11 protein-coding genes are annotated in these 14,241 nt (G+C 43.0%); 7 read left to right on the top strand and 4 right to left on the bottom strand.

The genetic code is table 11. The features are described 5' to 3' along the window. Nucleotides 1-435, bottom strand: coding sequence for a conjugal transfer protein MobA (gene mobA, locus AC3IRT_RS10070; RefSeq protein ID WP_013597184.1), 435 nt, complete (start codon nucleotides 433-435; stop codon nucleotides 1-3). Nucleotides 436-982: 547 nt separating this feature from the next. Between mobA and AC3IRT_RS10065 the strand changes: the two genes are divergently transcribed. The 4 genes from AC3IRT_RS10065 (at nucleotide 983) to AC3IRT_RS10050 (ending at nucleotide 3,043) form a co-directional block, all read left to right on the top strand. Next, complete coding sequence (locus AC3IRT_RS10065; RefSeq protein ID WP_032132267.1) at nucleotides 983-1,483, top strand: DUF3408 domain-containing protein; 501 nt, start codon at nucleotides 983-985, stop codon at nucleotides 1,481-1,483. A gap of 505 nt (nucleotides 1,484-1,988) precedes the next feature. Further along, nucleotides 1,989-2,369: a hypothetical protein gene (locus AC3IRT_RS10060; RefSeq protein WP_232279802.1), complete on the top strand. Its 381-nt coding sequence runs from the start codon at nucleotides 1,989-1,991 to the stop codon at nucleotides 2,367-2,369. A gap of 99 nt (nucleotides 2,370-2,468) precedes the next feature. Next, nucleotides 2,469-2,765: a helix-turn-helix domain-containing protein gene (locus AC3IRT_RS10055; RefSeq protein ID WP_003010413.1), complete on the top strand. Its 297-nt coding sequence runs from the start codon at nucleotides 2,469-2,471 to the stop codon at nucleotides 2,763-2,765. Further along, a complete protein-coding gene (locus AC3IRT_RS10050) occupies nucleotides 2,762-3,043 on the top strand; it encodes a helix-turn-helix domain-containing protein (protein WP_003010415.1) in 282 nt (93 codons plus the stop codon). Before AC3IRT_RS10055 ends, AC3IRT_RS10050 begins: the two co-directional genes overlap by 4 nt. Nucleotides 3,044-3,093: 50 nt before the next feature. Here the strand turns inward: AC3IRT_RS10050 and AC3IRT_RS10045 are convergent, their stop codons facing one another. The 3 genes from AC3IRT_RS10045 to AC3IRT_RS10035 all read right to left on the bottom strand — a co-directional run bounded on the left by AC3IRT_RS10045 (nucleotide 3,094) and on the right by AC3IRT_RS10035 (nucleotide 7,048). Continuing rightward, nucleotides 3,094-3,945, bottom strand: a complete 852-nt coding sequence (locus tag AC3IRT_RS10045; protein WP_489393126.1) for an IS3 family transposase — start codon at nucleotides 3,943-3,945, stop codon at nucleotides 3,094-3,096. Beyond that, on the bottom strand, nucleotides 3,942-4,220 hold the full coding sequence (locus AC3IRT_RS10040) for a transposase (protein WP_489393125.1): 279 nt from the start codon (nucleotides 4,218-4,220) through the stop codon (nucleotides 3,942-3,944). Before AC3IRT_RS10040 ends, AC3IRT_RS10045 begins: the two co-directional genes overlap by 4 nt. Before the next feature lie 338 nt (nucleotides 4,221-4,558). Further along, entirely contained in the window at nucleotides 4,559-7,048 is a 2,490-nt protein-coding gene (locus AC3IRT_RS10035; RefSeq protein WP_489393124.1) for an AfsR/SARP family transcriptional regulator, read from the bottom strand. A 365-nt stretch (nucleotides 7,049-7,413) separates the two neighbouring features. Between AC3IRT_RS10035 and AC3IRT_RS10030 the strand changes: the two genes are divergently transcribed. From AC3IRT_RS10030 to AC3IRT_RS10020, 3 genes are all read left to right on the top strand, one after another. Beyond that, a complete protein-coding gene (locus AC3IRT_RS10030; protein ID WP_489393123.1) occupies nucleotides 7,414-8,898 on the top strand; it encodes a glycoside hydrolase family 76 protein in 1,485 nt (494 codons plus the stop codon). Nucleotides 8,899-8,973: 75 nt separating this feature from the next. Further along, nucleotides 8,974-12,150 (top strand): SusC/RagA family TonB-linked outer membrane protein, encoded by a 3,177-nt coding sequence (locus AC3IRT_RS10025; protein ID WP_489393122.1) that lies wholly within the window; start codon nucleotides 8,974-8,976, stop codon nucleotides 12,148-12,150. A 27-nt stretch (nucleotides 12,151-12,177) separates the two neighbouring features. Next, complete coding sequence (locus AC3IRT_RS10020) at nucleotides 12,178-14,241, top strand: RagB/SusD family nutrient uptake outer membrane protein (protein ID WP_489393121.1); 2,064 nt, start codon at nucleotides 12,178-12,180, stop codon at nucleotides 14,239-14,241.

Here is a 14,241-nt window from a genome sequence, read left to right as displayed (position 1 = left end):
TTACTCTTTATGTAGATATTGCTTTTCAAATCTGTCGGTAAGAATTAAAACCTTTAGCAACAGTTCTTTCATTTTTGCGGTCTGTTTTTCCAATTTATAGAGATATGCAGATGCTTTTTTCTCCGAAAAATTGGCGTTCAATAGCCTTACAATCTGATTGTAATTGGTTGCTATTCCTCGAAACTGACTGAAAAATTTGGTCAGTCCTGCGTGGTATTCTACCGCATTCATATCAATTTTTACGGTCTTTACGGTCTTTTGAAAGATGCAAGCCGTAATGAAATGTGCCTTTACACTTATCCCCGATTGGTCAAAGAGGGCAAGGAACTTGGCGTTTTCCTCTGCATTCAGGTTAATAGAATACCGATGTACGGCAGGGTCATTCTTCGGTTTTCTCCCTGTTTTCCTAATTTGTTTACTGTTCTTTTCTTCCATAATAAATCCATTTCTAATGTTAAACAAAACTGCGACTTCGGAGCGGTTTTCAGCTCCCTGCAAGGGCAAGTGCTTTTGAGTGCCGAAATTCATTTCGAGTACCTCAAAAGATAACTTGCTCTGAACAGGAGTTCAGAAAAATCCGTTTTGCAAACGGATTGGAGTTAGCCGAAAAAATCAACTGCCCCGATTACAAAGTTCGATAAGACTATTTGAAAAACAACGACTTACGATTACGCCAAATAAAGCCTTTGAACGCCAAATACTGCCACCCTTATGGGGGCAGGAATTGCTTTTATTTCCTTTGTAACTAATTAACTGGCTGATTGGTTATATCCTTAATTAAGTAAATGAATGGCAAAAAAATCGACAGCAAATCTGCGTGATTGAATGCGGACTAATTGCTATTTTTTGAGTTAATGAACTAGCCAGTTAAGTGTATGCAGGTACATAGGTAAATAGTTGGCTACATAGATACAACAGTATATAGAACTAACTATTCAGCTAACCAGATAGCTAATTGGATATAATATTAAAAATAAGAGATATGATACACGAAGAAAACAAAAATCATCAACCCGAAAAAGAGGATTTCTCTATTGAAAATTTCCTAACTGATGAAAAGAAACAACCTTTGATGAAACAACAAGGAATAACACATCGGGAAGACTTTGCAAAACCCGAAGTTGACGAGGAAGCTATTATGCGTGTAATGGCAGGAGAAGAACCCGAGGAAATAGCAACAGAAACGGAACATTCAAAGCCATTGGTCAACAATTCTAAAAAAGGCACTTCTAAAACCAAAAAACTGACCAAAGAGGATTACTGCGGACAGTTCTTTAAAATTCCGAACAGTACTGCAAGTAGGGGTAAATCAGTCTATGTACGGCAGGAACACCACGAAACATTTAACAGGCTTACCAACATTATAGGAATTGACAAACTGACGATTTATGCGTATCTGGACAACATTATCGAGTACCACTTTCAGGAGTTCGGAGAACTGATTAAGGAAATCTATAACGATAAGCACAAGCCATTGTTTTGATAACTGCCCATTGATAAGGATGCGTAATTCCCTCTCAAAAATTATTTTCAAAACAAAAAAACAGAAAAAAAAGAAAGCCATTTTAACAAGGCGGACAGGGGAAAAACCAAAAGGAAACGGAATAAGTCCCGAAGGGTGGCAGGGCAATCACACAACAACTCTGCGAAGCCACCTTTTGCCCTGCCATTATGCCGTAAGCTTTTGGTTGGGTGGTGCGGTGGCTGTCCGCTTTATCTTTGCGACCTTTTTATTCTTTTTTAATCCATTCCAATCAAAGAAAGGGTACAAAAAACACGTAAGGGGTAAGGATAGGATGTTTTTGGTATGCTTTCCTTTATCCGTAGAAAACTCTTTAAATCCGTGAGGGCTTTGCGAGGAAAAGTTAAAGTGTTTTAAGGATTACTTTCCATTCCTATTGTGCCAATATAAGCCAAATACTGCCACAAAAAGCCAAATGAAAATAATACATTCTCTTGTGTTCTATATTGGGAAAAATTTTGAACCTATGGCACAAAAAGTAAATACCAACAAAGAGCGTAAAGAAAACGAGCTATCCGAGAAAAAAAAGAATGCTCCTTTTATGCAGGTCGATAAGCATAGCGACCCGATTTCCAATTTTATTACCAACTTTAAACGTCAATTCAAAGATACAAAGGGTTTAGGTCTGGGCAGGTTGTTCGGTGGCAAGCGTGTTGAACAACAAAAACAGACTACCGAACCTGAAAGCGTAATAGGTGCAACAAAAACGGTTATGCGTTCGGATTTCAAAAACGATGGAAAAAGTCAGACTGTACAAACCAACAAAAAACCAGCTTTGAGAATGGACAATACAATCAAATCACAACAAACTCGTCCGAAAAATAATAAACCAAAATTGGGAATGTAATACCGTATTTGGCAACTGTACGCCAAACGCTACCTCTGACTGCAACATTGAGAAATCTTATATGAATTGCTTTTATTTTCGAGGTATAAATGACATGATATGGAAATAACGGTTTTGGACATTCAGATTTTAAAGGCATTGCATAGGGAAGTAAAGGAAGTTTCCAATTTGATAGCGGAAATGACTGCACCCTACAAAGCACTGCAACAGGCAACAAAATGGCTCGACCAACAGGAAGCCTGCCAACTGCTCAACATCAGTAAACGAACTTTGCAGACGTACAGGGCAAAAGGTATTCTTGGGGCAACGCAAATCAATCGGAAAACATATTTCAGATTATCCGAAGTGGAATTACTGCTGCAGGGAGAGCGACCATTAAAAAAGCAAAAGAAATGAAACAGATTGGAAATTCAAACGAAGATATGATTGCCTTGCTCGAAGCTGTAGTAGGCATCAAAAATGAACTGCTGTATATCAGGGAATATTTTCATCCACTCTTAAAAGGAGAAATCTACCTGTCAGGCGAACAGGTTTGCGAGATGTTACATATCAGCAAACGGACATTGCAACAGTACAGGGATGACGGACTGATACCTTTTATCAAGCTCGAACGAAAAATATTGTTTCGTGAAAGCGATATTATCAAGGTATTGGAAGACAACTATCAGCGTTAACTATAGTACTCCCTTTTTGCTGGACAGCAATAGTTCAAACTTAAGTTTATTTACGACACTTTTTTATTATTTTGATAGAATACCTGATTTGGGGTAAAATGGTCCATAGACTGATGTCTTCTTTCCGTATTGTAAAATTCGACATACCGTTTCACACCTTGGAATAACTCCATGCCACCGTTAGGTGGGTTCAAATAAATGTATTCCTGCTTCAATGACCTCCAGAACCTTTCGATAAACACGTTGTCCAGCGCTCTTCCTTTTCCATCCATTGATATACTCACACGATTATCCTTGAGGACTTTGGTAAAGATCGGACTGGTAAATTGTGAACCCTGATCGGTATTGAATACTTCAGGAGTGCCGTGCTCTGCTATTGTTTCCAACAGCACATCCCTGCACCATTCCACCGTCATGGTATTAGAGATACTCCACCCCACAATCTTTCGACTATACACATCTATAATGGCGAACATATACATGAAGCCTCTAAACATAGGAATATAAGTGATGTCGGCCTGCCAAACTTGGCTTGGCCGCTCTATCTTTAAGCCTTTGAGTAAGTACGGGTATTTGTAATGTGTTGCATTTGCTTTACTTAGGTTCTTCTTTGGGTAAATGGTCCGAAGGCTCATTAGCCGATATAAACGCCGTACGCGCTTGGCATTTATACGATACCCTAGATCTTTGTTGAGATACGCAGTCATCCGTTCCACACCGTAAAATGGACAGTCCAGAAACTTGCGGTCAATTAGCTTCATGATGGACTGATTCAACAAGGATTCACCTTTAGGCTTGAAATAATAGAAGCTACGCTGAAGATTCAGCAGCTTACACTGCCCCACAATACTTAGCGGTTTATATCCTGGGGAAACAAGTCCGCGCCTTTCAATCATGCTCATTTCCCCAATACCTTTTTTAAGAAATCAACTTGGATCTGAAGTTCACCAATCTTGGAATAAAGTTCTTTCTCTTTAGACTCTTCTTTCTGTGTAGGTTTCTCTGAACCGAACACCGTGTCAGCTTTCTCCAGAAATTCCCGTTTCCAAGCGGTGATCTGTGTGGGATGAAGGCTGTATTTGGAAGCACGTTCCTGCATGGTACTAACTTCTTTAAGGGCTTCTAAGACTACTTTGGTCTTGAAAACCGGACTGAATTTTCTACGCTCTTTTTTCATTTTCAACTGTTAAATTATCGAATTTAATCAGCTGTCCAATATTTGGGGAGTATTATACTTATAATGATACCCAAAGGTTCAGACTATCTGTGACATTTTTATTTGGTAATAATAAGATAAGTAAACCGAGAGTGGATACAGTGAATGACGGTAGAGAATCAAAAAAAGGCTCTCTAGATTTTAGACCCTAAAATAATCAAGCCAGTATACTAGCAAGTGTGGTACATATGAAGGGGCATGGTCTGGCGAGTAAGTTGAGCGGTTCCGAAATCTAAGCTAAAAGTAATAGATTTTTATCATTAGTACATAACCCATTATGCGAGACGAATATGAAGTGCCTAATCTTGCGTTGATTCATCAAAAATAAGCGGATATTCTTCACCAAGCAATTGCCGATAATGCTCGGTAAACCGAACATAGAAGCGGCTGGCTTGTGTTGTCAAATTAAGCTTTTGCAACGCTTTCAACCCTTTCTTTAGTCCCGTTTCATGAACCGGATCTAAGGCCACCAGCAAGTCGGCAGCTGCAAAGAGCAACGTCCAGTTTTGCTGCTGCTCTAAGACTAAAATGCTTTTTTGTAAGCTGGAAATGAGTTCATCCTCCAGCTTACCTTTGGTCTCGTCAAATAATGGATCGTCAGATCCTAGCAAGAAGGATCCACGTCGGATCAACAGATTGATATCCTCCACGATGAGATCTTGTTCTGTAACGAGTTGTGTGCGCAAAATGGTATAATCACAATAGCAAGGTGCGGTAATCGCGGTGCGATAATGCCCGTTTTCATACAGGATCTCTACGCCCTCCACGGTGCTTAGTGCCTTGCGCAAGTTGTTGATTGTCACACCGCGCGATGTCTTTACTTTATCTTTTGGTTTATCTGGCCAAATCAGATGACTCAGCAAATTAGAGCTAATGCCCGCATGATCGCTATGGATAAGAATTAAGCAGAAAACCTGGCGCAATCTCGTGCTAAATAGATGAGAAATATCATTGCCGCGCCGATCGAGCACCGTGAAATCTCCAAACAAGAAAATGCAATTCTTATCAGGATGTTCCCACTTCATCGGTTTTATCACAGATTCGGATGCCGTTCGTGGTGTTGTAGCTTGTTGAATGCTTGCTTCTGCGGGCTGCATTGCAGGTTTTGCGGCTTGCTTTCTGCGGTAAAATAAGATAGCGCTGGCAGTGATTAGTAAGGCCACGAAACCGATTCGCCAAATCCAGTAGCCATGGCGTGAACTGGGAAAAGCGTGCAGTTGCGCCTGGCTAATCGCCGGAAAATCCAATTCATAAACCGATAGTTTGGATCGAATATCATCATCCGATTCTTGCACAATGGCAATTAATTTTTGCAGATTTTTATCATGATAGAGCTTGGCGCGCGTGCTGATCTTATCCGAATAGATCGGAATAGAATCTCCCAATTGTTCATAGCAGCCATCTGTCAATGAAAAGCGGCGCAACTGGATCAACGAATGCGAAACATGCTCTGGGTAACCCAACAGATATAACCATTGGTCGTCGGGAATTACTAATCCGCGGGCGGGCACAAAGTGATGTTCCTTCCAGTCCAATTGCCACAATTTAGTAGTTTGGCCAGCAGCAAGATCCAATTCGTAGAGATCATAGAAATACTTCCGACCCACAATGTGCTGACCAGACTCATTGCCCATGCCACCAAACAAGTACATCTTTTTAGTGACTGCTCCATAACCCATTGACGTAAAATAGCGTGGTAATATGACGTCTTTTGAGATATTCTGCGGTGCAGTCCAGCCCGATTGAGCAAGGTCATAGCGCCTCATATCATTGTTGTACATCATATTGCCAAATCCGCCAAAAACAAACAGCGCACGTTGATCTGCTAGATACTGCGCTGCATGATGGTTCAATTCCCGCCCTAGGTATGCATCACTTTCTACACGCCAAGTATAATCATCCAAACTTAGGCTTGCGATCGTGGGGCCTTCGTACGGATGTTCGTAAAACGTCTCATACACGTACAGCCGATTTTCGGTAGAATCGATAAAGCTATTGCCGAGCTTGATCAGTACCTGACAAGGATTGGCAAATCGAATCGCTTCCGTAAAACCACCACGAAGATGATGAATATACAAAGAATCGCTGTTAAAGTAATAGGCCAACTGTCGTTTCATATCGTACTCGGATCCTGACTTTCGATCAGAATACAGCGCGCTGCTACGCTGCCAATGATAGGCGCGATTTAGTAACCAACTGACGTTAGAAACTTTGCCCACCGCGTTGCCCGACTCATCATGCAAGGTCGTGCCAGAAGTTTCTTTCATAGGAAATACGAGTTCTTGGTGATCATCTGCAATGATCAATGCACGCATCGAAAAGGATGGCACATCGATCAAATAATCACTTTTACCGAAAATCACCGTAGGTGAATAGCGCTTAAGTTGTGGCGCTCGAACGCTTTCTGTGGCGAGATTTCCTACCGCAAGTGAGATCATGCCCTTGCGCAAGTCGTACGCCAAGCGAATAGGTAGCCATCGATGCTTATTTAGCTGATCTATACCAATAGTCAATCGGATCAGACCGCTTTTCCCTTCCTCGTTAAACCGGAAAACCGCTTTATTATCTTCTTTATCAAAATACAGGTTATACGTCGGGTTTTGGCTCTTGTCTTTCAACCGAATCAAATATCCCGAAGTACCATCATCACGGATGTGTAGATCAAAATTAATCTTCAAAATTCCCTCGAAATCAGGATGATTTTGTTCAAATAACCGAATAGAAGAGCGCTGCTCAATCGGTTGATGATTGCCTGTCAACTCGATTCCCTGCGCCAAAATATCTGCCAAAAACACAAAATTGGAAAGGCACAAAAAAAGAAATACGCGTATAGGTAGAGTAGTTGCTGTCATCATCGAGTTTATGCCGGACTTTTGGGCCCGCATCATTGGTAGTGTTATTACATCAAATGTAAATAAAAATCTCAATAAACGTTTTAGCAAAGATCAGGTTAGGGAAACAATAAAGCTCGAAATTGTGATATTTCGAGCTTGTGTTTTTCAGTAGTTTGCCAGGGTTAATACATTCTTTGGGTATTAATAAGGCCATTTTAACCCATAAATTAACCCCTGTCGCGCTATATTGCTTTCGTTATGATCGGCTAACTCTAACCAAGATAGCTCTAACTAAAATTATAAACCAAATTCTCAACATCATGCAATTAAACCGTATTGCTCAAGTTGCTTTCCGTGTCGCGCTTATGGGTGTGGCGATGACTAGCAGTGGAATGTCGTCCTGCTCTCAAAATACCGTACAGCCCGTCGAAGTCGAAGAGACGGTAGATGACTCTACCATGGAGATGGCATTACGCAATCTGGAGCGTTCCATCGCGCTAGTAGACATTACCATCGAAAAACAATTTGATCCGCAAACTTTGGAGATGCGTCGATTCTATAATCCATTTACACAGGTAAAATCGGAGGAACGCGGATCTGTTTGGATGTACACAGCCGGTATTGAATCTGTTAATGCCATACTATCTGGTCTGAAGAAAGCAAAGGAAGCTGGCGAAACGGCCTTGTACGATCAACACTATCAGCGCTATGTACAACTCTTAGACAATCTATATGACAATGCTGATTACTATTTAGGCACTTTCGAACTGGTTTCTTACACGCAAACCAAAGAATGGTCGGTATACGCGGTGGATCGGGTGAGCCAAAAAGGGCAGGCCAATGTAACGGGCGTACTCAATGTGTATGATGATCAAATGTGGCTAATTCGCGAGCTGCTGGAATCGTACAAACTCACAGGCAACGAAGCGTATTTGCAAAAAGCGGAATATCTGACAGATTATGTGTTGGATGGTTGGGATACCACTATCGATGAGCAAGGCCGCGAAAATGGCGGAATTCCTTGGGGACCAGGTTATACCACCAAACATGCTTGTAGCAACGGGCCATTAATCACACCGTTGGTTTGGTTGCATGAACTGTACAAAGGCAAATCGCAGCAAATCGAAAAACGCTATATCGACCCCACGGACAAGCAAACACGGTTAACAAAATCTGTAAGCAAAGCAGACTATTATCTCGATTACGCAAAAGCAACCTACGCTTGGCAAAAGTCTCATTTACTTAACAATGATGGCGTGTACAGTGATATGATGGGCGGATGTGTTCCTAATTGCGATATTCAATACACGATGGTGAATGGTACGCGCTATCGCGCAAATACACCATTGAGAGATGCGGTTGGTGAGGCATTTACATACAACAGCGGTACCATGCTGTCGGGTGGTGCTGATTTGTATCGTGCTACTGGCGACGAAACCTATGCGCGCGATGTACGCGATCTTTCGCAGAAAAGTTTCACGCGTTTTGCTACGTTGGGCAAAGATGTACCACAGTACCACACATTTGGTACGGATGGATTCAAGAACTGGTTCAATGGTATTCTGCTCCGCGGATATCAAGAATCCACCGGACTAAACGAACAGAATAGCGCGTATCTAAATGCATTTCAGCGCAACTTAGATTACGGTTTTGAGCGATTTAATCACAATGGGTATTTGCCGACCAACTTATTGACCGGATGGGGCAGTGATCGGGATGGCCAAGGAGTCGAAGGCATGTTTATGTTTACCTATGCAGCACAATATGCATTATTAGGACAGCATCATCTCCATACGGCCGATTAACCATCGGCCAAAAAACCTAAAAACCTAAAAACCTATTTTAAATAAGTGATATAACCAATTACAAACCAGTTAACAATGAAGGTAATCTCAAGAAAAAGCACCACTAAGGTAGTGCTCGTTTTGATCCTGTTTGCTTTGCTGTTGCCACTCCTTTCACGAGCGCAAATCGCTGTGCGCGGTGTGGTTTCCAATGCGCAGGGACAACCATTAGCCAGTGTATCAGTCGTCGTGAAAGGTTCCACACCGCAGATCGCTACCAGCACAGATACACAAGGTCGTTATGCTATTAACGTACCTGCAGATGCCGTTTTGCAGTACAGTTTTATCGGTTTCAAAACGGCGGAATCTGAAGTGGGTAACCGCTCCACGATCAACATTAGCTTAGAAGCAGAAGATCAAAGTGTAGAAGAAGTTGTGGTGGTCGGTTACGGCACGCAGCGTAAGCAAACCTTAACGGGTGCAGTTTCCGGCGTAAAAGGGACAGAAATGCGCGCTACGCGAAACGAAAATCCACAAAACATGTTGACCGGCCGAATTGCCGGTGTGCGCGTTTGGCAACAAAGTGCTGAACCAGGCGCGTACCGGGCTAATTTTGATATTCGCGGTATGGGCGCTCCGTTAGTTATTATCGACGGAGTTCCAAGGTCCATTCAAGATTTTCAACGCCTCAATCCAAACGATATCGAAGATGTATCGGTGCTGAAGGATGCTTCGGCTTCCATTTACGGTGTTCGTTCGGCCAATGGTGTGATGTTGGTGACCACACGCAAAGGAAAAGAAGGTACAGTTTCCGTGGGTTACAATGGCTCGTATACCTTACAAAGACCGTCCAACATGCCATTTTTGGCCAGCGCAGCCGAAGCCATGACCTTGTACAATGAGCGATCGATGAATAACATTAATGGTGGCAACTGGGTGTATACCGAGAAGGATTTTGAGGATTTTCGAAACGGAACGCGCCGTTCTTCAGACTGGACATCGTTGATATTCTCTGAAGTTTCTCCGCAAACTGCGCATGATGTGAGCGTGTCGGGCGGATCCGAAAAAACCCAATATTACGTTGGTGCGGGCTACAACTTTCAGGAAGGATTTTTTCGCAGCGGCGATCTGAATTACCAAAAATTCAATTTGCGAACTAATCTTACCACCGAAATCACGAAAGGTCTAAAATTAGATCTCAATTTGGCGGGCATGTCGGACGTGCAAAACAATCCGTATCATAGTGCCGTCGATATTATTCGCAACTATTGGGGGCAAGGCATGTTATTTCCAGCGTTCGCTGATCCAGAAGGAACGCTGATTAACTACGAAGGAATCAGTTTGGAGCAAAATACCGTGCCAATGATCTATTCAGACATTGCAGGTTACCGAAAAAATAAAATGAAGACTTTTCAATCTTCCGCGGCGTTAAACTTCGATTTCGGCACCATATCAGAATCCTTGCAGGGGTTAACCGCCAGAGGGTTATTATCTTATGATTATTGTGGAGATAACAACAGCACGTTTCGTCGTGAATATTACCAATATGCTTTAGATCCCATTACAGGTACGTACAATCAGAAATTATTTGATTTGAGTAGTCCGAACCGCATGCGCAGAGAGTTTTTTGAGAAACAACAGATCTTAAGTCAGTTTACCTTAAACTTTGAACGCTCCTTTGGCAATGGCCATACGATAAATTCGCTATTGGGTTGGGAAACGCAAAAGAATGATGGCGACAACTTCTACGGTATGAAGAACCTAGCCTTTGGCTCCGATATCTTATTGACTGGTGTGGAAGATGGACAGATGACGGGGATGTCTGGCGGAATTAACGATTATTACAACGAAGCTAAGCAAGCCGCTTTTGGCCGGCTAAATTATAGTTTTCGTGATCGGTATATTCTGGAAGGACAATTCCGTTATGATGGCTCGTCTCGCTTTGCGAAAGAGAATCAATGGGGATTCTTCCCATCAGGATCTGCCGCTTGGCGTATTTCTGAAGAGCCATTCTTCAAATCTTTAGACGGATTGAAGTTCATAGATCAATTCAAAGTACGTGCGAGTTATGGTTTGCTGGGCGATGATTTGGCGGGAGATTGGGATTTTGGTTGGATCGCAGGATATAATTATCCGGCAACCAGTGGTAACGCCGAAAATGGCTATTATAATCAATATGCTCCGGGCTATCTCTTCGGCGATCAATTCGTCACAGGCGTAACTCGAAAAGCGATTGCCAATCGCATGCTAACTTGGTATCAAGCCAGAACCTTCAATATCGGTCTGGATATGGATATGTGGAATGGCAAATTCGGCTTCACCATAGATTACTTTGATCGTAGAAGAAGCGGCTTATTCCAACGGCGCAGTGGCGATTTTCCAACCATTATCGGGATGACCGCACCATTGGAAAATGTGAATAGCGATCAGCATTACGGAATCGACCTAGAGATTCGTCATCGTAATCAGATTGGTGATTTTGGCTACAGCCTAAAAGCCATTGCCACCATTACACGTAACAAATACCTATTTGGAGCACAAAATGGGCCGTACCGTAATTCATACGACAGGTGGCGCAATGATAACCTAAATCAGCGTTATCAAGGGCAGCAATTTGGTTTTGTGTCCGATGGCCGTTTTATGGATTGGAATGATATCCGTACCTATCCAATCTACACCGAACGCGATCAACTTCCTGGAGATTATAAGTACCTCGATTGGAACGGTGATGGTGAGATTAGTGGATTGGATGAGCATCCTTTCGCCTTCGACCAGACACCATGGATGAATTTTAGTATGAATGTCCAAGCAAACTACAAAAGCTTCGACTTATCGATGCTTTTCCAAGGCTCCGCCTTGGGATCGATGCAATATCAAGAACCGTTATACTCTATTTGGGGAAGCAATGGTGGCGGTACGCTGACGCAATTTCTGGACCGTTGGCATCCGCTAGATCCAACGGCAGATCCGTATGATCCGTCTATCGAATGGGTGCAAGGACATTATGGTTACACCGGAAGATACCCAAGGCCAAACTCGGAATTCAATCGGGTGAGTACGGCGTATTTGCGACTGAAAAGTTTGGAATTGGGCTATACATTGCCGGCTTTTGCGCGCTATCCAAATATGCGTCTTCGCGTTTTTGCCAACACGTACAACGTGTTTACCATCACCGCGGTCAAATTTGTGGATCCAGAGCATCCCGACAGCGATTTAGGACGCATGTACCCGTTGAACAAGACCTACACCATGGGCGTATCGTTAAATTTTTAATGTAAAGCAGACCAAGAACTAAAAAATATGAAACGAATTATTCCATTTATATTAATAGCAACACTGGCGGCATCCAGCCAATCCTGCGTAAAGCTGGACATTATCCCCAAAAATATTGTGACGGATAATGAATTGTTCAATACGCCGGCCAGTATGGATATTTATATGGCGCGGATGTATAGCCGTATGCCTTTCGAAGATTTTAAATACATGGGTCAGTGGGGATTCGAAAATAATGGTTGGCTAAATTCCATCGGCATCGATGGTACCGGCGAAGCGGTAAATCGAGATGGCATTACGACGGCATTCACCGGAGAGCGCAGTGCCTATTGGGGGCAAGCATTTGAGCTAATTCGCGATGCCAATCATCTGATTGAAACGCTGCCGCAATATCAGGCGAACTTTAGTGATGAATTGTATAATCACTACTTAGGCGAGGCTTATTATATCCGGGCGACCGTTTTCTATACGATGGCGAAGCGTTTTGGAGGGATTCCTTTGGTGACCAAAGTGATTCAATATCCCTCCAATGATGCCGATATCGAAGTAGCACGCGCTACCGAAGAGGAAACTTGGGATCAAGTATTGGCTGATTTTGACCAAGCGATTGCATTGTTGCAAGAGCGCAGCCCTAAAGAAGGCTATGCCAGCAAATACGTCGCCCTATCTTTTAAAGCACAAGCCATGTTATACGCCGGTAGTGTAGCAAAATATAATGAAACGGTGTCCGGTCGTTTAACAGGCGTCGGCCGCAAAACGCAAGTGCGTGTCATTGGATTCGAAGAATCACGTTGGCAAACCGCTTCGCGGCGTTATTTTGAGGAATCGTACAAAGCGGCTCGACAAGTGATGCAAGATGGCGGTTATGCACTGTATCGTCGCCGTTGGATAGCTGGTGATAAACAAGCGCAATATCAGAATATGGTCGATATGTTTTCTGATCTAAGTAGTCCGGAAAATATCTATGTCAAGCGCTATCTGTTTCCAACGCTCACACATGCATTTGATGCGTACAATATGCCCTTTTCTTTTCGTGCGCCATTATCTGCAGGTACTTGTCCGACGCTGGATTTTGTGGAGCTTTTTGAAGGATTTCCAAGATATCCTGATGGGAGGATTCGCGTGACCACCGGCACCAGCAATGCATCGGGCGATTATATCATGTACGATAGTCCGATGGAGTTTTTCCAAGATGCAGAACCCCGTTTGCGGGCGTACGTAATCTTTCCGTTTGACCAATTTCGGTCGCGGCAGATTGAAGTGCGCGCTGGCGTGTATACCGGAGAGACGCCTATAAAACCTTTCTTCTCCAATTATGCGTACAACACGGCTGACGAACGATATCAAAACTTATCCATCTTTAATGGATCATCCAAAACCTTGTACTTAAGTCCACGCGAGGGAAACGGACAACAAACGCTTCAATATCAAGGACAGACCATCACAGCCGCTGGGCAAGATGGACCTTTTTTCGATAATGGAGAAGCTACGCTAACAGGATTGTACGTGCGTAAATGGTTGCAAACAACCACCAACATTGAAACGGGTGAAGGAAAATCGGCGCAGCCATTTATCCTGATGCGCTACGCAGAAATCTTACTCACAGCAGCAGAAGCAGCTATTGAATTGGAGTTAGCTGGCGCACCATCGCCAGACGGTAGTAGTTTATTGCAAGTCGCGACAGAAAGCATTAATCAGATCCGAGAACGTGCTGGTGCTAGCTTGTTGATTGGTGCGCTAACAGCCGACAATATTAGCCGAGATATCGTACGTAAAGAACGTCGAAAAGAATTGGCTTTTGAACATAAATCAAAGTGGGACATTCGCCGCTGGCGCGTTAACCATTATGAAGCACGTGATGGATTTTGGGGAGAAACGCGTGACAAAAACTTGTATAGCAACAACGAAAACTATCGTTTTCGCGGATTGTATCCTTTCTTTTCTACGCAGGAGGACAAGTACTTCTTTGACACACGCTTTCAGTGGGTGTCCTCCAAAACATTTGGTTACCAGCCGATAGATTATTACTTCTCTATTCCGGGAGGCGAGGTAGCCAAAAGCCCTTTGATTGACCAACAACCTAACCGATAA

Source organism: Sphingobacterium sp. KH_072, from assembly GCF_057837975.1.
Note: the sequence above shows the minus strand (reverse complement) of the source record. Positions and strands in the feature narration are given on the sequence as shown.